This window comes from Streptomyces sp. NPDC018964, from assembly GCF_044390325.1.
Lineage (GTDB): Bacteria > Actinomycetota > Actinomycetes > Streptomycetales > Streptomycetaceae > Streptomyces.
This window is the reverse complement of record NZ_JBIRYZ010000028.1, coordinates 56,738-81,453: the sequence shown is the minus strand read 5'-3', so window position 1 is coordinate 81,453 and position 24,716 is coordinate 56,738. Positions and strand designations below refer to the sequence as shown.

1 protein-coding gene is annotated in these 24,716 nt (G+C 74.2%); it reads left to right on the top strand.

Annotated features, from left to right (window positions below; genetic code table 11):
* Positions 1 to 24,699, top strand: coding sequence for a lonely Cys domain-containing protein (locus tag ACH5AO_RS32330; protein ID WP_398930915.1), 24,699 nt, complete (start codon positions 1 to 3; stop codon positions 24,697 to 24,699).
* Positions 24,700 to 24,716: the final 17 nt, after the last annotated feature.

The following is a 24,716-nucleotide window of genomic DNA, read 5'->3' as shown; positions in this document are numbered from 1 at the left end:
ATGTTCTCGCCCGCCCTGCGGGAGTTCCTCGAGGTCTACGTGGGCGCGAACGTCGCCACCGGCAACGAGGACCTGGGCTTCGACAGCCGCAACCCCTACAAGCGGCTGGCGGACGACGTCAGGGACCTGTCCGACGCGATGAAGGGAGCGATCTCCACCGCCGGGAACTCGCTCCCGCCGCGGATCGCCGACGAGTTCGTCGCCGCGATGAAGCTCTTCGTCGACGACAACGGGCAGAACCACCTGCAGAAGTTCTCCGACGAGCTCCGGGAGATCGGCTCCCGGCAGATCGACCGCTCCATCAAGCTGTCCGAGGCGAAGTACCAGATCCTCATCGAGTTCATCCTGATGAACATCGAGCTGGCGCTGATCGCCGCGCTGGCGGTCTTCACCGGCGGTACGTCACTCACCGAGATCGCCATCCAGAAGGCGCGCACCGCGCTCACCATCCTGCTGCTCCTCCAGCGGCTGGGACGCGCCGTCCCCACGCCGCTGTCGGTGCTGCTGGAGGCGATCCAGGAGGCGTTCGTCGCGTTCGCCTCGCAGCTGATCTCCATGACCGCACCGGACGACCCGGAACGCCGGCGTTACAAGTTCGACTGGAAGGACATCGGCCAGTCGGCGGTCGCGGGCGCCTTCGCCGGACTCTTCGGAGGCATCTTCGGTGAGATCGGCGGAAAGTTCATCAACAAGTACTTCAAGAACAACAACTTCTGGAAGGAAGCCGCCGAGCTCCCGTTCAGCTTCCTCAACGAGGGGCAGGCGGAGACCTTCGCCGAGGCCTTCACCGGCCTCGTCTTCCTGGGCTCGTTCACGCTCAACCCCGGCACGTTCCTCAGCGCGGGCCTCAGCGGCCTCGTCTTCGAAGCGGCCTCCACGGGCGCGGAGTACGGCGGGAAATGGCTGAACAACAAGTTCTTCCAGAACCTCGACTTCGGTCCCGGAGACATCAACGACCTGCCGGGCGGCGGCGACCGGTACGACCGCGACAGCGGAAGCGACCACACGAACACGTACGGGAACCGGTACGGGAACAGCCCGTACGACAGCACCTACGACGACCCCGGCACGTACCAGGACATCTACGACGTCACGGACTCCCCCTCCGCCTCGCCGTACCGGCCGTACGACTCCGTCTCCTCCACCGACGACATCAGCGACACCTCGTCGGTCTACAGCGACACCTCGTCGGTCTTCAGCGATGTCAGTGACGTCAGCGACATCAGTGACGTCTCGTCCCTCTCCTCCCTCCCGGACCCGGACCCGGCCGGCGGCCTCACCAACCCCGTCACCAGCCCCGTCAACCCGTACCAACTCCCGGGCGTGACAAACGCGTTCAAGCCGCCGTACGCCACCTCCGTGCCGAACGCGTACGCCGACGCCTACCGGGACTCCTTCGCGGACACCCCGGACACCGACACCGTCTTCTCCACCCTCAACCCGCCGGCGACCCGGACCCCGGAAACCGACCGGACCGACGACACGGACCGCTCGCTGCCGTTCAGCAGGCCCTCCACGGTCGGCTCCTCCGTCCCGGAGCCGTCGTCGACGCGGACGGGCGGCGGCGCCCTCACGGCGGACGGGACCGAGCGGCAGGACACCCCCGCGCCCCACGCGACCCCGACCGCACCCGCCCCGTCGAGCACCGCGTCCCCCGGTGGCCACACCTCGCCGAACGGCACCACCCCGCAGCCGCGGCCGCAGACCACACCCTCCGACGACCCGGCCGCCACCCCCGACCCGTCGCCCGCGGACACCCCCGGCACGGACGACGTCCGTACCCCCGGGACCGAGGAGTCCGGGCGTTCCGGACCGTCCACCGCGGCGCCGAAGACCGAGACGCACCGGGACACCTCCGACATCCCCGAGCCCCGCCGGACTGTCCGCACCGAGTCCGGGGACGTGCCGGTCACCCGGCCCGTCACCGTCGACGAGACGCCGCTCAGTTCCCCGGCGCCGGGCGGGCTCCCCGCGGACCTGTCCTCCGAGCCGGGGTCACCCGACTCGCTCGACATGATCATGGACTGGGAGGACGGCCAGGACGCGTCCGAGTCCGAGTCCGGGAGCGAACCCGGGCCGGACCCGGCCACCGAGGCGCTGTACGACCGGCTGCTGGCGGACGTGTTCGGCCCCGACATCGCGGCGAACCCCCTCCACCCCGCCCTCCGTGACACCCTCGCGCACCTCGACCAGCTCCGGCAGGCCCATCCCGCACTGCGGAACGCCCCGTTCGACCTGGACGCCCTGACCCGCGAGGTGCTGCTCCTGGACACCGCCCATCCGGTGACCCACGCGCAGCGCGGCGAGCTGTTCCGGGTGGCGATGGACCCGGCGGTGGAGTCGGCGGGCAGCCTGGCCGCCCTGGCCGCCTTCCACCTGGAGCTCCGCGGCGCACTGTCCCCCACCCAGGCGCTGACCGCCGACGACGGCGCCGTATGGGGCCGCAACTGGACGAACGCCACGATCCCCGACCTCGACCTCACCGAGGTGGGGAAGGTGTTCCGGCAGCCCGACGGCACCCTGGGCCGCGGCGACGTGGAGCCCGCGCCCTGGCACCGGCCCGGCGAGCCGAAGCCGTACGTCGTCATGGCGGAGGGCGACCACCGGCGGATCGTCGTACGCGGCTACGACGGCGCCCCGCGCCAGGTGCCGATCGACGTGTTCGCCGAACTGCTGGCCCGCGACCCCCGGCTGGCCGGGCTGCCCCCGGGCACCCCCGTGGTGCTGCTCGTCCCCGACGCCGGTGCCCGCGGCCTGGACCTGCCGCGCCAGGCGGCGGACCGGATCGGCCGGGAGGTCTGGTCGGCCAACGGCACCGTGAAGGTGTCCCCGCAGCGCGACCCGTCGCGGCCGCACGTCGTCTCCCTGCTGTACGGGGAGGGGGTGCCGCGCGCCGACTGGATCCGCAGCACCCCCGGCCAGGTGCTCGACCCGGCGGAGCGCGAGAACGCGCCGGAGTGGGAGCGCGAGGTGCTGTCGCACAGCGTCGTCGGCGACGGGGGCACGACCATCGGCAGAGGCGTGTTCGAGGACTCCGAGGCCCCGCGCCGGATCGCGGCGCTGAAGCTCGCGACGGAGTCGTCGGAGCTGTGGCACTACAACCCGGTCACCAAGGAGGAGGCCAAGGACGACGAGCCGGTCCCGTTCGCCGGCAAGCCGGTGTACGTCTTCAGCGGCCACGCCCGGCCGGGCGCGACCCGGGTGCCGACCACGGCGGACCCGAGGCACCACACCCGCGGGCGGGAGACCGGCGGGATGCTCAGGCGGCGTCCGAGCCTGGCTCAGCTCCCCCAGGACCACGCCGTCCTGATGGAGGCGTGCTCGAGCGCCGCGTCGCCGGGGATCGTCCGCACCCGCAGGGGCATCGACGACACCTTCGTCCCCGACCCGCTGGCGGTCGTCAGCGAGAGCCAGCACGTCGCCAACGAGACCGGCCGCACGGCGTACGGCGGCACCCACATGGTCAGCTTCGCGACGCGACCGGACGGGACGTTCGTCCACCGCCTCTACACGGACTCGCGGGGGCGGCGCGGGAAGTGGGTGGAGCACCGGCCGGAACCCGTCGGCGCCCTGCTCGACGACCGCGCCCGTGCGGCCGGCCTGCACACGGACCCCGAACAGCCGGTCACGGACGCCACCCGCGAACGGACCCTGCGACTGGTCCGCGCGCTGCGGCTGACGTTCGGCGCGGCGGTCGAGGACGACAGCCGGTACGGCGACCTCCTCGCCGGGATCGGCGCGCTGGAGACCATGCGGGCGGCCGACCCGGCCCTGCGCGACCTCGGCCCGTTCTCCATGGACCTGTTCGAGCGCGCCGCCCACGCCCGCCGGCCGGGTGACACCGGCCCCGACGCCTACCGGGGCCTGCTCACCGACGTCGCCGACGCCGTACGCCGCGGGCCGGACACCGTGCTGTCCGACTTCGTCTCCCTGCCCCACGTCACCGCCGCCGCGCGGCGGCTGGGCGGGCTGACGGACCAGGACCTGGACACCGAGGCCGCCCGCGTCCTGCGCCTCGACGACGGCCCGGCGGCCGTCGGGGAGCCCGAGCGGGCCCGGCTGTTCTGGGCGACGGTCAAGGCCCTGGAGTGGGAGAGCCGGACACCCGACCCGGACGCCCTCACCGGCAGGATCCTGCACCTGGACCGGCCCGACCCGGCCCGACGGCCCGAGCTGCTCGACCTGGTCGCCCGGGCGGCGGCCGTCGGCGTCGACGTGGACAACCCGACCGAGCTGGGCGCCTTCCACCTGGAGACCCTGGGCGCCCTCGCGCCCCGGACCCAGCTGCTCGACCTCAACGGCGTGCCGACCGGGCGACGCTGGTCCCCGACCCCGCCGGACGCGGCTACGACCACGCTCACCGACCGTGTCGTCGTCGCCGCCCCGCAGCAGGGCGGCGGTTACCAGGCCGTGGGCCAGGAACGCCCGCCGTGGAGCGCCCCCGGCGGATCACCGGCCTACCTGGTGTGGGCGGGCGGCGGCCGGGACCACCTCCTCATGACCCTGCCCGGCGGCTTCCGCGCCCGCGTCCCCTACGACGAGGTCGCCGAGCTGCTGGCCCGCGACCCGGTGCTCAACACCCGTCCGCAGGACACCACGGACGTCGTCCTGGCCGTCCCGAAGGCGGCCCCGGCCGCCACCGGACCGGCCGCCGGCGGCACCCCGGACACCGATCCGCGGGCCGTCGTCAGCGTCGGGACCGGCCGTACCGTATGGGCCTCGCAGGGCAGCGTGAGCCTGGCCCCGACCGGGCCGTCCCGGCCGTACGTCCCCTCCCTCCTGCCCAGCGCGCCGGGGCGTCCCGCGGCGGCCGACTGGGCGGCGGTCCGGCCCGGCGACCTCACCGCGCCCGGCACCGGCGGCACCGGGGTGGACGACGTCACCTTCGCGGACCGCCAGGTGACCGAGGTCCCGGCCGAGCCGCCCGCCGCACTCGCCGACCTTCTCGATCCCGGACCGGTCGGGGGCCTCGACATCCCGTTGCCGAGCCTGGACGGCCTGCTGGAGGGTTTCGACGCGCCGCTGTCCGACCACCAGGACGACGACGCGGACGGGGACCGGGGGGAGGAGCCGACCCCGGAGGAGGTCCGGCACCGGGAACTGCTGGCGGACATCTATGGCCCCGACGTCACGTCGAGTCCCCTGTACCCGGACATCCGCGACGGGCTCGCGCGCCTCGACCGGCTCCGCCGGGCCGACCCCCTGCTGGAATCCGGCCCGCTCGATCTGGACGCCGTGGCCCGCCGGGTGCTGCTCCTGGACCCCGCCGATCCGGTGAGCAACGTGCAGCGCAGCCGGCTGCTGGGGCTGGCCACGGCACAGGAGGCACGGGCGGCGGGCGGTCTGGCCGCCCTCGCCGCGCTCCACCTCCAGCGCCAGGGCGTGCTGTCGCCCACCCACGCCCTGACCACCGGCCCCGACGGACGCCCCCGCGGCCGCGACTGGACCCGGGGCAAGGACGGGATCGACGACCTGGACCTCACCCGTACGGGAAGGACCGGACCCCGGGCCGACGGCAGCCTGTCACGCGACGAGGTGGGGCCCGCGCCCTGGCACCGGCCCGGCGGCCCGGACCCCTACGTCGTGCGGGCGGACGGCGACCGTGACCACGTCGTCGTACGCGGCCACGACGGCGCCCCGCGCGAGGTTCCCCTCGGCGTGTTCGCCGAACTCCTCGCCCTCGACCCCGAGCTGAGCGGACTCCCGGCGGACGTGCCGGTGCTGCTGCTCGTCTCCGACGCCGGCGGAGGAGGCCTGGAGCTGCCGCGGCGGGCGGCGGACCGGACCGGCAGGGACGTCTGGGCGGCCAACGGGGCCGTGGACGTCGCCGAAGGCCCGGACGGCAGCGCCTCCCACCCGTACGTCGTACCCCTGCGAAGCGGCCGGGGCAGTGACCGCACCGACTGGATCCGCAGCTCCCCCGGCCTGCTGCCCGACCCCGCGGAGTCCGCCCGCGCCCCCTTCTGGGAACAGGACCTGCGGTCCCACACCATCGTCACCGACCAGGGGCCGATCGGCAGGGCCGTGTTCGAGGACGGCGAACGCGCGCGGCTGCTGCCGGGGATCCGGCACTCGGCGACGGCGACCGAGCTCTACCACGTCAACCGGCAGGACGGGACCTGGGTCAAGGACGACGAGCCCGTCCCGTTCGCCGGCGAGCCGGTGTACGTCTTCGCCGCGCACGGTTCGCCCGGCGAGACGGCGCTGCCGACCCGGTCGAACCCCCGCCACCGGAAACGGGGTCGGGCGGCGGGCGGCATGCTCAGGCGCCGTCCGAGCGTGGCGCGGCTCCCCAAGGACCAGGCCATCGTGATGCAGGAGTGCTTCGCGGCGGTACCGCCGGGCATCACCCGCAGGCGCAAGCTGGTCACGGACACGTTCGTCCCCGACCCGTTGGCCGACGTCAGCCAGAGCCAGGACGCGGCCAACGAGACCGGCCGCACCGTCTACGGCGCCACCCAGGAGGTCGGCTTCAAGTTCGAGAAGGACGGCCGGGTCGGCCACTACATCATCATGGATTCGCGGGGCCGGCGCGGGAAGTGGGTGAAGCACCGGCCGGAACCCGACGACGCCGCGCTCGACGACCGCGCCCGCGCGGCGGGCCTGCACACCGACCCGGTGGGACCGGCTTCGGAGGAGGTCCGCGAGCGGACGCTGCGGCTGGTGCGCGCGCTGCGGCTGACGTTCGGGGTGGCGATCGAGGACGACGGCCACTACGGCGAACTCCTCGCGGGGATCGGCGCGCTGGAGTCCCTGCGTGCCGCCGATCCGGTGCTGCGCGACACCGTGCCCTTCTCCATGGACCTGTTCGAGCGCGCGGCCCGCGAGATCCGCGCGACGGAACACGGCGACCCGGCCGGCGAGTTGGGACCCGACGCCTACCGGGACCTGCTGGCCAGGGCCGCCGACGCCCTGCGCGTGAACCCCGGCGCCGTGCTCACCGACCTCGTGACCCTGCCGCACGTGACCACCGTGGCCGAAGGGCTGGACGGTCTCACGGACGAGGAAGTGAACGACGAGGCCGCCCGGTTCCTGGGGCTCGACCCGGACCAGGTGGTCATCGGGGCGCCCGAGCGGGCCCGGTTCTTCTGGGCGACCGTGAAGACCCTGGAGTGGGAGAGCAGGACCCCCGACCCGGGCGCCCTCACCGGCAGGGTGCTGCACCTGGACCGGCCCGACCCGTCCCGGCTGTCCGACCTCCTGGACCTGGTGGCGCGCGCGGCGGCCGTCGGCGTCGACGTGGACGACCCGGTCGCGCTGGGCGCGTTCCACCTGGAGACCCTGGGCGCCCTCGCGCCGGACACCCTGCTGTTCGACGACTCGGACGCCCCGGCCGGCCGGAGCTGGGCGCCGGGTCCACCGGCTGCGGCGGTGGACGTCAACGCCGCCCTCGTCATGGCGGCGACACCGGACGGCGGCCACCGTCCGCTGCGCCGGGCGAAGATGCCGTGGACCACCGACACCACCAAGCCCGCCCCGTACCTGGTGCGGGGCGAGGCCGGTCCTGACCACCTCATCATGGAGCTGCCCGGCGGATTCCGCGCCAGGGTTCCCTACGAGGAGATCGCCGAACTGCTCGCGGTGGACCCGGCGCTGAACGACTTCCCGCGCACGGCCGACATCGTCCTCGCCTCCACGGCCCCCACCCCGACCCTGGCCCCGACGGATCCGCGGGTCGCCGACCGGCGGGCCCTCGTCGGCGCCGGGACCGGCCGCGGTGTGTGGACCTCACCGGGGCCCGTGGGCCTGCTCGCACAGAGCGACCCGTCGCTGCCGCACGTCCTCTCCCTGCTGCCCATGGCGGACGGCCGTCGTCAGCAGGCCGACGACTGGTCGGCCGCCCGGCCGGCCTCCGCGTCCCCGGCGGACGCCCACCTGTCACCCACCACGGTCACGGCCGGGGGCGAAACCGTCACTCCTCCCGGCCCGCCCCTGCCCCCGAAGCCGGACCCGACGACGGCCCTCGTCACACTGACCACCGAGCCGGTCCCGGCGTCTCCCGACGCCCCGCGCCTCGACCCCGCCATGGCGCCCCCGCCGAGGCGCCGCACCCCGGCCCGGTTCCCGGACGGCCGGCGGATGCCCGCGTACGTCGACGACCTCCCGTCGCTGCTGCCGCCCGACCTGACCCCCGCGGAGATCGAACAACTCCTCGCCAACCCGAGCACGTTCGGTCAGAGCACGGTCCTCCTGCGCGGCACCGAACAGGCCCTGGACACCGTCGACCGCGAACTGGAGCGCAGGCCGGACGCCCGGCCCGCGGACGGCGCAGGGCTGCTGGACGACGTCCGCAAGACGCTCCGGGACAAGCCGAAGACGCTGGCGGACGGCGAGGGACGCCCCTTCCCGTACGTCACCGCGGACGGGAGGAAGCGCGTCCTGTGGGTCAGGGCGCGGCACTACGGCAACTGGGCCCCGTTCGACGACGGCATCGGCGACTCGACGAAGATCGACAGCATGCACCGGGCGGCCGCGACCTTCGGGCTGACCAAGAACATGCAGGCCAACTCCCAGTACGGCCTCGGCGGTCCGATCGGCCCGGCGGGCACCGCGGCGTTCGGCGGCTTCGGCCGGCTCGCCCTGCGGTTCGGCTTCATCAACAAGGTCGGCTACACCCTGACCGACCAGCGCATGAACCAGATGGAGACCCGGACGCTGGACAAGTCGCGGGCGTTCCTGGACGACGTCCACTACGAGTTCCGCGTCACCGACCCCGCCGGACGGACCGTCACGGGCATCGACCCCGAACCCGGCACCACCCCCGACCCCGAGACCGACCGGGCCGTGCCCGCCCGGTTCTCCTTCGGCGTCCGCAAGGGCCTCCTGGTCCGCCTGCCCGACAGCGTCACGAAGATCCCGAAACCGGGCCGGATTCCCCGCTCCATCGACCTGGACCGCAACTCCCAGTACCGCTTCGTCCGCATCGAGGGCTTCGGCCCCGTCGCGGCGATCCGCGACTGGGCGGCCCGGCAGATCGGCGCCCTCCCCGGCAGTTCCGCCTACACCGAACTGGACATCTTCTTCTCGGCCGACAGCTTCCAGCGGCACGGCGGCACCATGGCGCGCGGCCGCATCACCACCCCGCCGCTGTTCGCCGACGACAAGAAGAAGTCACCGCTGGGCGTCTTCGTCGTGGAGGAGCTGATCCCGCGGACGGCGATCCTCGTCGGCGAGACCGACCAGGCCGAGATGCGGGACATCAACACCTCGACGGTCCGCAGCGAGCGCAGCCGGGCCGACGGCAGGAGCCTGCTGCTGCAGGCCGTCGCCGGCCCCGCCTTCAACTTCTTCGACCCCGGCACCGCCCCCTTCGACCTGCGGTTCCAGTTCGGTCCGACCGCCCAGTACTCGTACGCGAAGACCTGGTCGGTCGGACTCGGCGCGGCCGGCACCCTCAAGTCGGCCGGACAGGTGAAGGGCCCCAGGACCGCCCTCTACCTGGTCGTGAAGTCGGTACGGGTGCGGCGGGCCGGTGACGACGCGCCGCCGACGCGCTTCCTCACCTGGAGCCTGGACCGGATGACCAGCTCCGAGGCGCGGCGGCTGGCCGGCTGGGACGACGGGACCACCCTCGCCCTGCGCAACGGCGCCGCACCGCCGTTCGTGCCGCCCTACCTGACCGTGGACCGCCCGCGCACCCTGGGCATGCACCGGGTGAAGGAGTTCACCTTCGACGACGGCCTGCGCACCCGGGTCACCCCGGACGCCGCGGACGGCGTCGGCCGCACCCTGCTGGACCAGTTCGCCGACGGCGTCGTCGACGCCCTCGCGCACCTGAACCAGGACCTGGTGGTGCCCCTGGACCAGTTGCTGCCGCCGAACCTGCCGAAGGGCTGGCGCACCCGCTTCAACGATCTGCTCAAGCGCAGGCCGGACCAGGTGCTCCAAGCGGCCCAGAGCCTGCCCGTGCCGCCCCGGTGGACCGATCCCGTCAAGTACCGGATCGCGCTCCAGAACACCCTGCAGGTCCTCGGTGTGCTGTCCCAGCAGAACGTCACCGCCAACCTGGAGGCGCTCACCACGGTCGGCCTGCCGGTCAGGCTCACCGACCCCGACTCCGTCGGGACGGTCTACTACACCCTCCGCGTGCACGGGAGCCTGACCGGGCGCCGCTACGAGGGCAAGGACGTCGACGAGGGCATGCGCTTCAGTGCCCAGGGCGTCGACCGGATCGACGGCCAGACGAGCGTGAAACGAGGCTTCGACCTGGGCTTCGAGGGCACGCTCTCGGGCCGTGACAACAACGTCGACGAGATGGCGGGCCTGCGCCGGAACACGCTCGGGCTGACCCTCGGCGCCCGCCAGGGCTGGCAGTGGGAGGCGGAGACCACCTTCGGCTCGACGGTCACCAACGAGCCGATGTCGGTGACCAACCAGCCCACCCACCTGTACCGTTACGACCTCGCCCTCGTCGCGAGCCTGAGCGGCTACTGGCGGCCCCGCGGCCTGATCCGCGGCCTCGGCCTCGGCCTGCCGGGACTGCTGGTCCTCGACGAGCCGGTCAACGTGCTCTTCGGCCGCACACCGCAGGGCCGGCTGCGGGGCGGCGGCCCGATGACCGGACAGGTGCTCATCGGCGTCCCCGTACAGCACACGCCCGACGCGGACCCGTACGCGGACGGGGCGCTCAACCCGTACCTGTCCGACGAGCCCGCCCCCACGCCCATGAACACCGAGCGGGCCCTCGCCCTGGCGAAGGGCGACCTCGTCCTGCCCGCGGGCCCCGACGCGCAGCAGCCCGCCGGACGGCTCGCCGACCGCGGGACACCGCAGTTCAAGGAGTTCCGGCAGCACCCGTTCGTCATCGTGAACGTGGTGCTGTCACCCACGCTGACCGCGGAGGTGGACCGGGTCCTGCGGGCGGCGTCGGGCAGCGCCTGGCAGCTGGTGAAGGAGGGCGCCCCCACCCGGGACGCCATCGTCCGCACCTTCACCCCCCAGCACCTGACGTCGGGCTTCGACCAGAGTTCGGGGCCGCTCGGCCTGGTGGGCAGCGGCCTGCTGGGCAAGGGGCCGTACGGCGAGCTGTGGGGAACCTTCCGGTACACCACGACGGTCGGGAACCTGCGCGCCCTCACCCCGCCGATGTCCATGGACACCGAGATGACGCTCGGCGGCACCCGCCAGGCGGCCGGCAAGATCAGCAACAGCACCAGTTTCGTCTTCGGCGGCCAGCTGGTCTACTCCGTCGCCCAGAACCCCGGGCACGGACTCATGGGCGCGTACGGAATCGTCGCCAACCCCGTATCGAGGACCGGCACGCGCAGTCTCAGCGTCGTCCGCACCGTCGTCGCGGACATGAACCGCAAGGGCTTCACCCACCAGGTGCTCGTGGCCGGCGACGTGCAGCACTGGTTCGCGCTGCTCACCAGCCGGCTGGGCATGGGCCGGATCGGCACGGCCGCGGCGGGCAGCGCCCTCGTGCCGCGTTCCCTCGCCGGGGCCGCGGGGACCGCGCTGACCAGCCCGGGCGGTCTGCTGGGGCACCTGCCGGAGAAGAGCGCCCACCGGATGGGGCTGATCGACGACGGGCTGGGCGACGTCCCCCGCTACACGGGCCGGGTCTGGACACCGCAGCCCTGGATGCGCGGCACCGCCTTCGGCACGTACGCGGTGAACGCGCTGGACCCCACCGACGTGCTGCTCGCGTTCGACAAGCGGATCGGGAGACTCGGACTCGACGACGCGAGCCGGGAGCGGATCCGGCAGCTGGTGACGGGCCGCGCCACTCGGGCGCTCAAGGGGGAGATGACGACCACCGGCCCGTCGACCCTGGTCAAGGCCGGCGGCTGGGGCTGGGACAGCGTCCGCGTCGGCAGCCGGCGAGTACGGGTACGCGTCGAACTGATCCCCGGGACGCCCGTGTTCGACGGACTCGACCACAGCGCCGAGATGGAGGAGAACCGGCGGGCGATCGAGACCGCCCAGCAGAACTCCGAGTTCTCGGCCGGCGCCGACCTGGGCCTCCTGACCAGCCAGATGGTGTACACCGGCAACACCCAGGTCCCGGCCGCCGGACCCACGTACACCGAGGGCGGCTCCAACCGGAAGACGGTCGCCTCCAGCCACACGGTCACCACCGTCACCATCTACCGGGCGGCGTCCACCGAACCGCACGCGGAGGTCGTCACCCCGTACCGGATGCGCATCACCCTGGAGGCCGACGACACCCCCCACACCGGCGGGCCGGCCGACCCGGACCTGGAGGAGGCGGAGTCCACGGCCCTCGACCGTTTCCGGGGCCGGCTGACCATCGTCGAGGAGGACGACGTCGGCGAACTGCGCGAGCACGTGCCGCTCAGTCTGATGGAGCCGGCGCGGTCGCGGGAGGACGCGGGGACCGGCCGGCTGCTGCCCGCGCCCGACCCGGCGGCCGACCCCGCCCTGGCCGGCCCGCCCCGCCCGGTGCCGCTCTCCGAGGTGGAGGGGAAACTGACGGTCCGGGACGGGGACGGCGTCGTCCGGCCGTTCACCTTCCCCGAGAACGGCATGCACCCGCGCGGGATCATCGGCATCGAGAACATCCGCACGGCCGGCGACCTCCTCCTCACGAAGGCGTACGACGTCGGCTTCCCCCTCCACACCCTGGAGACCGAGGACGGCCCCGACGCCGCCGCCCTCACCGCACTCCTGCGCAGGACCAGGGAGACAGGGCTGACCCGCCTCGGCACCGGCTCGGCGCAGGCACTGGAGGACGGCACCAGCTCCACGGCGGTCACGGCGTTCTTCCCGCGCACCACCGAACCGGACGGCTACCAGGTGGCGGGGCTGACCGAGAAGTCCCTCGTGGGCACCGACACCGGACAGCTGACGCTGCGCTCGGCACCCGACTTCAGCCGCGCGCTGCTGCTGACGGTCGCCGACGGCAAGAAGCTGGAGGTGCTCAGGCGGTACGGGGACAACGCCGGCACGTCGTCGTCCGTCGAGCACAGCCAGTCCTCCAGCCTCGGCGGCGGCTTCCTGTACGACTCGCCCGACAACGCGGGCCTCAACCAGATCGGCGCCTTCGGCCCCGGCCCCAACGACCTCGACGGCGACGTCATGCCGGTCGGGGACGACCACCTGACCTCCCGCAACCTCAAGCCCAAGACGGGCCGGTCCTTCCTGTTCGCCGTCCCGGCCACCTGGATCGGCGTCGGCGACGTGCACCGCGGCATCCTGGACTCGAAGCTCGCCAACCGGATCCGGGGCGGAACCTTCGCCAAGGCCCGGTCGGGTCCGCAGGCGATGGAGTCCGAGGCGTACGTCGTCACCTGGATCCGGGAGGACGTCGCCCGCGAACTGCGGATCATCACCGACACGAACTTCCCCGAGCGGGTCTCGAAGGCGTGGGACGCGGTCGAGAGCGCGAGCAAGGCGTGGGTCGACGCCGACAAGGCCTACTGGAAGAAGCGGCGCGCCTCCGCCGGGCTGCGCGCGGACCTCGACGCCGCGCAGGCCGCCCTCGACGAGGCCGCCGGGGTCGCCCGCGCGGCCACGCGCCCGGTCGACCTCGCCCGGAAGGGCGTCGAGGACGCGGACCGGGCCCTGACCCAGGCCGAGGCCGACGCCCGCCGGGACCACGGCATCGCGGACGCGGACGTGGCCGCCGCGCGGGCCGAGGTCGACGCCCTCACCGACGACGAGTACGGCGCCGCACCCGAGCACGACGGATGGGCGGAGCTCCTGCGGGACGAACAGGACGCCGCCCTGGCCCGCCTCACCGACGCGCAGGAGGCCGCCGGGACACTGCGGAAGGCGGCCGACCTGCGGCTGGAGACCGCGCGCACCGAGAAGGCGCTGGCCGACGGGCGGCTCGACGCGGCCCTGCTGTCCGCGAAAGCGCCCGGCCGGGCCCTCGACGAGGCCACCGCCCGCCGGGACGCGGCACGCGACGCCTTCGACACCCGGCGCACCGAGCTGGACACGCTCAGGGACACGGCGGAGAAGGCCGCGGCGGAGTACCACCGGGTACGGTCCGGGGCGGACCAGCTCACCCGCTGGCACCGGCTCGCGGCCACCGAGGAGGGCCGCGCGGAGCTGGACGGCCTCGCCGAACCGCCCGCGGTGACCCACCAGGCCCCGCCCAAGGCACCCAAGCCCAAGCCCCCGGCCCCGCCCCGCTACACCAGGACCGGTACTGGTCTCACCTCGCCAACGGGTCGGACGTACACGCTCCACGACGTACCGAGGGACGGCGACGCGTTCTTCCGCGCGCTCGCCCAGGGCCTCGAGCGTGCCGCCCCGGGCCTGCTGGCCGCCCAGGGCATCGACCCCGCCGATCCGCGGGCGATGTCCGACCTGCGCCGGAGGATGGCCTCCTGGCTCACCGACCACGCCGACGAGGACCTGCTGGCCGCCGTCGCCCCCGACCACACCGACGCGTTCACCGCGGAGGAGATCGCCGCGGCGGGCCTCGACCTCGGCACGGACACCCCCGCACGCCGTGAGTTCGACGGCCTCGGCGGTCTGATGCCGCACGCCGTCGACCTGACGCCCGAGGTACGGGCCGAACTCGCCATCACCCAGCTCCTCCGCCGGGGCGACGCCCCGTCCGAGGCCGGCTGGAACCACGCCGCGTCCGACCTGCTCCCGCTGCTCGCCGCCCGCACCTTCGGCGTACGCGTCACGGTGGTCGGGAGCGACGGCACCTTCCAGGACTTCGCTCCCGAGAACCCGGCGGGCACCGGCAACCTCCAGGGACTCGTCGGCCCGTCCCCCCACTCCGACGCGCACGTGGTCCTGAGCCTCGACGACCGCCACTACCAACTGGCCCTGCCGACGGAACCGACACCCCCGAAGCCGACACCGCTGCCGGAGGGGGCGGACCCGCTCGCGAAGGGCACGGACCCGCTCGCGAAGGGGGTGGATCCCCTAGTGAAGGGGACGGATCCCCTGGGGACGGGCACGGGCCCGCTCGCGAAGGGCAAGGAGCCGCTCGCGAAGGGGACGGACCCCCTGCCGAAGGGGGCCGAACCCCTGCCCAAGGGCACGGAAGTCCCGGAGCCGGGCGCGAAGCCGACGGTGTCGAAGCAGAAGGCCGTGGCTCCGAAGCCGAAGGCCGCCGAAACGCTCTCCGAGCCGGAGGGCGACAACGGTCCGGCGAGGGGCCGGCGCGTGCGGGTGCCCGGGACGGGGGAGTGTCTCCTGTACTCCTTCATGGCCGGCGACCCCGTGCACATCCGCACCCGGCTGTCCGGACTCGCCGCCACCGACCGCGCCGCGTACGACTGGCTCGGGAACCCCGACGCCGTACGCGCCGAACTGAGCCGGCAGGCCACCTCCGGCGCCACCAGCGGCCCTTCGCGGGTCGCCCTGCGGGCCATGCGGTCCTACGTCGAGGGCTACGTGGGCCGCAGCGGCGGACGGCTGCACCCGCAGATCGTCGGACAGTTCCGGCAGACGGTCGCCGACGAGTTCGCCGCCCGCGTCCGGGGGATGGACCGGGCCGGGATGCTGGCGCTCCTCGCCCACCACGGCATCCGGCGCGTCCCCGTGGCCGAGGCCCTCGACCCCGCCGACCTGGCGAGACGGTACGTGGACGCCCGCATGGCCGCCCGCCCCACCGACTTGGGAACGTCCCCGGAGGACGCCCGGGCCGTACTGGCGGCGGAGGCCGAGGACCTGAGCCCGCGCCAGATGTTCGACCACCTCGCGCGGCACGACCTGCTGCCGACCCCCGGCGACCTCGACGACACCGCCCTGGCCCGTCTCCTCCGTACCGCCTACACCCAGAGCACCGCGCCGCTGGACGAGACGGAATCAGCCAGGCTCATGGACGCGGTCGTCAACTGGGAACGCCGCTGGGGGACCCCGGAGGGAGAGATCTTCCTGCCCCTGCTCGCGCACGCGTTCGATCTGCGGGTCGATGTGGTGCGTTCCTTCCCGTCCGGCGCCCGCCGGATCAGCGGCGCGGGACCCGACAACGCCACCCGGCAGACGGAGGTCTACTACAACGGCGTCAACCACTACGACGGCAGCGACGCCGCGGCCCGCGACCGGTTCGGTGACTCCGTCCTCCCGAAGCGTGTCAAGGCCGAGGAACGCGACCAGGACGGCGACGTACGGCTCAACCCGCTGTGGGTGCCGTTGGACGAGGTCGACCCGGACCTGCTGATCACCGGCAACCGCGACGCCGTGTGGCTGTACACGGTCACCGATGACGGGCGGGTGATCCTGGGCACGGAGGACCTGAGCGGGATCATCACGCCGGAGCAGTTCGACGCGCTGCTGGCGGGGATGCGGGAGAAGGACCCCGACCTGACGGCGGACGCGCTGCGCAAGGCGCTGGACGGCCTGGGCCACACCGGCATCGCCGCCGGCCACGTCGCCGCCGGCGAGGAGGGCGCCGGCCGGACGCTGCCGGGGCGCAGCCGGGTGTCCGGTGAGTTCCGCTGGAGCGCGGAGCTGCGTTCCTGGGTGGTGAACGACAAGTCGGGCCGCTACATGAGCGAGACGGTCCGGCCGGGTCTGGACGCGGCGGAGGCCGCCGACTGGCTGACCAACGTGGCGGCCCTGTTCAGCGCCCGGCTGGGCGTCGTCGTACGGACCGACCAGGTGAAGACCGCCGCGACCGTCCCCCCGCCTCCACCGGCGCCCGCGCCCCCGCCCCCGCCGTCGGCGCCCACCGCCACGCCGGCCCCCTCGACCACGCCGGCCACGTCGTCCGGCGACGACACCGGCAAGCTGGACGTCGCCCGCCGGGTCGGCGCCGTGCTGCACGGCCTCGGCCACCCGGTGGTGCTGTCCGGAGCCGCCCGCGGACGGGTGCAGTTCGGCCAGCAACGGCCGCTGGGCACCGTGGAGTTCCAGCTGTCCGCGGCCGCCCCGCCCGCCGCCTCCGGGATACGTGCGGCACTGGAGCGGGAGCTGCCCGGGGCGTCGGTGCGGGTCCGGCCCGGCACGGGCGACGGCCGGGTGTTCGACCTGTCGGTGAACGGCGTCGACATCACGGTCACGGCGGTGGACCGGCCGGCCCCCGGCACGGTCACGGCCGACGGCTTCACCGTGCCGGCCCCCGCGGAGTCCCTGGCCGACGCCGCCCTCGCCCTCGCCACCGGGACCGACCCGGAGCTGCGCGGACGCGACCTGCTCGACCTGTTGTGGGCGCTGCACCGCACCCCCGCCGACGGCCCCCGCCCGGTCACTCCGCTCCTCGCACACGAGGACGCCTACCGTTCCGCGCGGCCCGCCGGCGCCGCCCCCTCCCTCGCCGTACGGCTCAGCGAACTGCTCGACTCCGTCACCCTGGACCCCGAAGCCCTCGCCCGCCACGAGGAGACCTGGCGGGCCCTCGGCGTCACCGAAGTGGAACTCACCGACTTGAAAGCCGAGTTGACCACGCTGGCCGACGGACTGCGGGTTCTTCCGGGGGTGACCGCGGACCCGGTCCGGGCGCTCGCCGCACGGCTGCCCGGCCTGTCCACCGCCGACCGCGCGGCGGCGCTGGCGTCGCTGCCGCCCGCGGACCGCGAACGGCTGGCCGCCGATCCCGCGCTGGTGGACGCCCTGCGCGACGGGCTCGACCCGGCCGAGTTCGCCACGGTCGCGGCGCACCTCATGACGCAGGTGCCCGACGGGGTCGATCAGCCCGTCTCCGCCGGTGACCGGGCCCGCGCCCAGATCGCCCGGATGCTGCGGGACCCCGACGTCGCCGCGCGGCTGCTCAAGCGCGGCTCACGGGTCCTGGTGGTGCCCAAGGGCGAGGCCCTGACCTCCCTGGACGCCTTCCGCTTCCTGCGGGACGCCGTCACCGGCGACGGCCGCCCCTGGGACGACGTCCGCGGCGTCGGCACGCGCACCGCGGCCGTCACCGAGGAGAACCTGCTCGGCGAACGCACCACCGTCGGCACCGGCGAGTCCGCCTACCCCGACGGCTACTCGACCACCCTGCACGAATTCGCCCACACCATCCACCAGCACGGCCTGGACCCCGTCGACCGGCAGCGCATCACCAACACCTTCCGCACCACCACCCGGGCCGGCGAGGCGGGCAACTGGCCCGACGGCCCCCTCTACAGTCGCGCCGCCGACGGCCGCCGCAGCGCCCCCAACTACAGCAGCCGCAACGAGCTCGAGTTCTTCGCCCAGCTCACCAACGTCTACCTCATGGCCAACGGCGGCAACGACCCCTACACCGGGCTGCCCCGCACCAACGCAGGACCGGAGTGGGTGCGCACCCGCCAGCCCGCCCTGTACCCCCTGCTGCGCCGGCTGTACGGCGAGGGCCCCGAGCCCCGCCCCCGTCATCCGCGCAGTGTCGAACCCGCCCGCCCGCGCGGAGTGCGCGCCGCGGAGGTCAACCCCGTCGACGCCACCGACGTCGAGAACGAGGCGCTGGCCCGCGCCCGCGCCCTGTGGGACGTCGCCGAGGGCGGCCCGGGCGACGGCGGCGACTCCTCCGTGGCCGTGCGCGCCCTGTGGGACGGCACCACCGGCACGCACACGCCCCAGCCGCACACCCCCGCGCCGTTGCCGTCGCCATCACCGTCCCCCGCCCCGCCACCACAGGCGTGGTCCGCCGCCGCGCCGCCGCCCACCGACGGCGCGGTCCAGCAGCGCCTCCAGGAACTGCGGGCGCTGGTCGACACCACCTTCGGCTCCCAGCCGCTCACGCAGGAACTGCGCGACGGGCTGTTCCACTCGCTGCGCGTGATCGAGGCCGCGCGCACCCGGCACCCGCGCTTCGGTCGCGGCCCGCTGGACCTGGCCGGCATCACCCGGACGCTGCTGCACCTGCCGGCCGACGCGCCGGTGGACGCGGCCCTGCACTACGACGCCCTCACCCTCGCGAGCAGCGCCCACCGCCGGGGCCGCGGCGGCAGCCTGGACGCCATCGCCGCCTACGGACTGACCCGGCGGCACGGCTACCCGCAGCAGACCCTGCTCAGCGGCGACGACAACACGCCGTACGGCAGGAACTGGACCGGACGTTCCGGCATCCGCCTGAACACGGACGTCGTCGCCGACCCCCGCGGCATCCACCCCGCGCCCTGGGGGCCGGACGCCCACCCGGTGCTGGCCCAGCGGAACGACGAGGGACTGCTGCTGGCGGACGGAACACCGGTGTCGGACGAGGAGTTCGCCGAACTGGTGCTGCACGACCCGGCGCGCCGGCCGGGCGCGCCCGTGGTGATCCTGCTCGCCGACGAGGACGGCCGCAACGAGACCCTCGCCCGGACCGTCGCCGACCGCACCGGCACCCGCGCCTGGTTCAGTTATGGCGACCTGCGGCTGGAAACGGCCCCGGACGGCCGCCGGGTGCCGGTCCTGGCCCCGCCCGCCTCCGGCGAGCCGGCCGGAGCCTGGATCCCCGCCGACCCCGGACTGGTCCCGGACGACCCGGAGGCCACCGTCAGGGCCGCGAACGGCACCCTCTTCCCCGACACCGACATCCACTCGTATCCGCTGGTCACGGTCGACGGACAGACCCTGACCGGGCGGGTGTTCCTCGACGCGCACGACATGGCGATGCGCGACGAGGCCATGCGGGTGGTGTCCGCCATCCGGCACCACACCCTCGTCATGGAAGGGCTGCCCGGCGTCTACGCCGGGAAGCAGAGCGGCCTGCTGCCCCTGCCCCGGAGCCTGGCCGACGCGTACATCGCCGTCGGCCACGGCGACAGCGGGCGCACCACCCTGGCCCGCCGCAGCACCCACGCCAACCAGGCCGTGCACCCGAAGCAGTTGGGCAGGGTGCTGGCGCGGCGCAAGAGCCTCCAGGCGCTGGCTCCCGGCCGGCCGGTGTGGCTGCTGATCTGCGAACTGTCCATGACTCGCCCCGACCAGGACCTGCTCACCCACCCCTCCTCCGCCCAGTACGTCGCCAACGAGGTCCGCCGCACCGTCTTCACCGTCGACCGGCAGATCACACCGAGCGAGGCCGACGGCGGTCTGCCGCCGCACCTGATCGTGTACGACGACCCCGACAACCCCGCCGGTCACATAGGGGAGTTCCCGCCCGAGCCCAGGACCGCCGCCCTGGACGCCCTGGCGGACCTGGGCGGACTGTCCGACGGCCTGCCGGGCCGCACCGACCGCGCCCTGCACTGGGTGCGGGCCCTGCGGCTGACCCACGGCGTGCACATCGACTCCGACCCCGCCCGGGAGGCGGAGTTCCACGAGCTGATCGAGGGCTTCGGCGCCCTCGAAAGACTCCGGTTCCGGGCAGCCGGCAACGCCGACCCCGGCCTGCTCACCTGGGGCGGGCTCCAGCACATCGCCGGCCGGTACGCCACCCGGCAGGGCTGGGACCGGACACTGACCGCCGGCCTGCTGGCCCACCTGCTGCACGCCGCCCGCACCGGCCGGCTGCACCCCTCCGACGCCGCGGACCCCACCGCCCCCGCCGCGCCCCCGGCCGCCACCGTCCCCCCGACCCCGACGCACACGGCACCGCTGTCGGGCCCCGACCCCGACAGCGACCTCGACAACGGCCTCGCCTCCGATACCGGCTCCGACAGCGACCTCGGCTCTGATGTCGACCTCGCCGACGCCTCCGACGACGGCCGCGCCTCCGGTGTCGACCTCGACAACGCCCCCGACAACGCCCCCACCCTCGATGTCGACCTCGACAACGACGAGGCCGAGAGCACGGCGGTACCGGACGGCACCCGCCCCGTCGGGCCCGCCCCGGCGCCGTCCTCCTCCCACTCCCGGGTCGCCTTCGAGCACCGTCACCGGGACATCACCGACCCGGACCAGCGCCGCCGGCTCGCCGGCCTGGCCGAGCAGATCGTGGTGTCCGGCCTGCGGGACCTCAGGGCGGGACTCCGGCTCCCCACGATCACGGTCACCGGCTACAGCAACGGCCCGCGCTTCGCCCTGTCCGGTGGTGCCGTCGAGCACGCCGAAACGGTCGGCCGGCAACGGGCGGACGCCGTACGCGCCTTCCTCCTCGACGAGATCCGGCGTCAGCTGGAGCTCAACGAACAGGCCGTGCGCGACGTCGCGGACGTACGCGGCGGCACGGTCCGGGCCGAGGACTTCACGGTCGTCACGGAGAGCGGCGGCCGGGACATCAGCGCCGTCGGCCCGATCGACGGCGCCACCGGGCGGGCGGCACGGCGACAGGCGGTCGTCACGGTCGACCGCTCCCCCCTGTCGGAGGCCGTCGCACGGCTGGCGGAACTGAGCCCGGAGGACTTCGGCAGACCGGACTACTTCACCGGCCCGGACCGGCTCGCCGGGAAGCTCCTGCACCTCGACGACAACCCCGGGGACGACCCCGACTCGGACGACGACTCGGACGGCGACACGGACGGCGAGTCCACGGACTCCCCTCCCGCCCCGGTGCGCTTCGACGTCGACGACCTGTCAAACCACGTACGTACACTGTACGAGCTGACGGCCGACGCGATGGCCGCCGGCCGGGCGACCGGCACGGCGTCACTGACCGCGTACCACCTCGGCCGGCAGGGCCTGCTGTCCGACGCCACCCGCCTGACCGCACCCGACGGCACCCCGCTGGGCCGGAACTGGACGGGCCGGCCCGCCCGGGACGTGGACACCTCCGCGTACGACGTGGTGGACGGTGACGACCGGGACCCCCGCCCGTCACCGTGGACACACCGCCCCGGCGCCCCCCTCCCGTACGTGATCGGGACGAAGACCGGCGACCACACCGAGATCCGGCCGGCCCTGCCGGATGGCAGCAAGCGGTGGCGGCTGTCACCGGAGGAGTTCGCCGAACTGCTGGCACAGGACGGGGAGCTGGCGGGCCGTGAGGACGCCGCCGAGGTGGTGCTCGTCTCGCCGCACGCCGGCGCCATGGGACTGGACCTGCCGCGCAGGGTGGCGGCCCGGGTGCGCAGGACGCTGTGGTCGCACAGTGGCGAGGCCACCCTGAAGCCGCACCCCGACACCGGTCGGCACCGCGTCGAGGTGACCGACGACCGGTACATGGGCGACGAGTCGTCGGGCGAGCTGGCGGACACGATGATGGGCGAGCCGGTGGGCGAGTGGATCGCCAGTGGCCCCGACGACCTGGGTCCGGACGGGGGACGGCCGGACCCCGGGGAAGGCGTCCTGCGTACGAGCGCCGGGAGGACCCTCCCGGACGCGGACGTCATGTCGGTCACCCTCACCGACGAGGGCCGGCCCGTCGGCCGAGCGGTGCTCAACGAGACCGACCTGCTCCGGTTCGAGCCGTGGTTCCAGGACCTGGTCCGGTCGACGGAGTGGTCCGTCTACGACCCGGTCACCGGTGACCCGGTCGGTGACCCCCGGCCGGTGCCGTGGCAGGGCCGAAAGCCCTACTTCCTCGTGGTCCACGGCGTTCCGGGGCAGACCCTCATGGTCGAGCGGATGCTCCAGAACAACGTCCCGGTCCGGGGTTCGGAGACCGGCGGTTACCTCCGGCGGCGCCCGAGCGTGTCCCGGCTGGACCGGGACACCCCGATCGTGCTCCTGTCCTGCTGGGGGAGCGGACCGGAGGGACACACCGAGGCCGCCCTGAAGCGGAACGCCCCGTTCGTCCCCGACCCGCTCGCCGTCTCGTCGGCGGCCCAGGACGTCTCCAACGTGACACGGCGCGAGGTCTACGCCCCCGACAGGCAGCACCTGAGCCGCTACACGAGGGGGAAGAAGGGGAGGCTGCACGACCACGGGATCGGCACCACACCGGCGAACGACCCGGTGGACATGAGGAAGCTGCGCCCCGAACCGCTCCCCGGTGAACTCGACGCCCTGGCCGAACGGGCCGGCCTGGGGGCGATCCCGGAGCTCACCCCGGCGACGGCCCGGGACACGGCGCTGCGACTGGTCCGCGCCCTGCGGGCCACGTTCGGCGTCGACGTGGAGGACGACAAGGACGACCCGGCCGGCACGTACGACCGGCTGCTGCGCGGCATCGGCGCCCTGGAGGTCATGCGCCGTGGGGACGGGAACCCGCGGGAGTACGGCGAGCTGACGCTCGACCTGCTCGACCGGGTCACCCGCGCGCACCACGGCCTGACGACCACCCCCGGTACCCGGCCCGCGCCGCCCGGCCCCGACGCCGTACGGACGATGCTGGAGGCCGCGTCGGCGCGCCTGTCCACCGACCCCCGTTCCGCACTGTCCGACTTCGTCCCCCTGCCCTCCGTGGACCGGGCCCGCGAACTGATCGGCCGCCACGACCCGGACCGGTGGACCCGCCAGGTGCTGGGACTGCACCCGTCGGCGCCGGTCACCGCGACCGACCGGCAGAACGCGCTGTGGGCCACGGTCCAGGCCGTGGAGAGCGTGGAGAACCACCCCGACCCCGACGCCCTGACGGCGAAGGCGCTCCACCTGTCCACCGGCGAGGACCCGCGGGACGAGGCCCGGCGGACGGACCTGCTCCTGCTGGCGGCCACGGCGGCGGCCCACGGCCGCGACGCCTACGACCCCACCGCGCTCGCCGCGTACGACCTCGAACGCCACGGCGCGCTGGACGACCGCACCCTCATCACCTCCGTGAACGGCACGAAGGCCGGCCGCAGTTGGACGGGGAGGCCCGCACCGAGCCGCATGTGGGCGGACCGCTACGTGATCTCACCCGACGGCGGCCTGGGCAACAGCCGTGGGGCCCTGGCGCCCTGGCACCGCAAGGACGCCGGGAAGAACGACCATCCCGGTGGATACGTACTGGACATGAGCGGCACCACCCCGGGACGGGTCGACATGCCCTGGCCGGACGGCACCACCCGCCCGGTGCCCTACGAGGAGATCGCCGAACTCCTTTCCCACGACCCCGTCCTGGCGCGACTGGACCGGGACGTCACGGTCGTCCCCGTCGGGACGGGAGCGGGCGACACCGCCCTGGCCGAGGCGATCGCCGCCCGGACGGGGGCCGCCCGGACGGTGTGGCTGCCGACGCGGCCCCTCCGGATCCTCGACCGGCGACCGACGGTGAACGAGAGCCTCCTCGTACTGACCTCACCCCAGGACGACCCGGCAACCCACTGGTCACAGACCAACCCACCCGCGCCCGCAGTCCAGCCCTCCGCACCTGTACCCGCGCCCGCGTCCGCGGTCCAGCCCTCCTCGTCTGTACCTGCGCCCGCGTCTGCGGTCCAGCCCTCCGCGTCTGTACCCGCGCCCGGGACCGCAGTCCAGCCCTCCGGGCCCGCGCACGCGCCCGCACTCGACGTCAGCACGGTCGGCGGTGACATCCCGCTCCAGGCGCCGCCGTCCGAGGACGCCCGACGCCGGTGGATCGCCGGCCAGGTGAACGCGGACGACCTGCCGGGCGGCTCACCGGGGTTCACCGGTGCCGACCTCGTCACCCTGGACGAACTGAGGGACGCGGGCATCGACATCACCCCCGGAATGGACGTCGAGGCGCAACTCGGCGGAGGCGTCCGGGCCGGCGGACTGCCGCCGCTCGACCAGGTGCGGCTGCTGCTGGCCCGCCCCGGCCCGTGGCCGGACGCCCTCGACGCCGTCACGGCCGCGGTGTCGCGTCGGATCTGGCGCTCGGCGTTCACGGCCTTCGAGACCGCGACCCCGGCCCCGGACGTCGCCCGGGCGTGGGACACGGCCCTCGGGCTGCTCCTGCCGGGCGACGCGGACTCCGTGCTCGCGGACTGGCGGTACGCGGCGGAGGCGTACCGCGACGCGGTGCGCCGGCTCGCCGACCTGCTGGCGGCGGAAGGAACGGACCCCCGGACGGTCGAGCGCCTCGCCGCCCGGTTCCGGGAGATCCTCGGGCTCCCGCCCCTCGGGACGGCGAACACGGACGAAGGCGAACACGGGTGAACGAGATGAGTGACCGG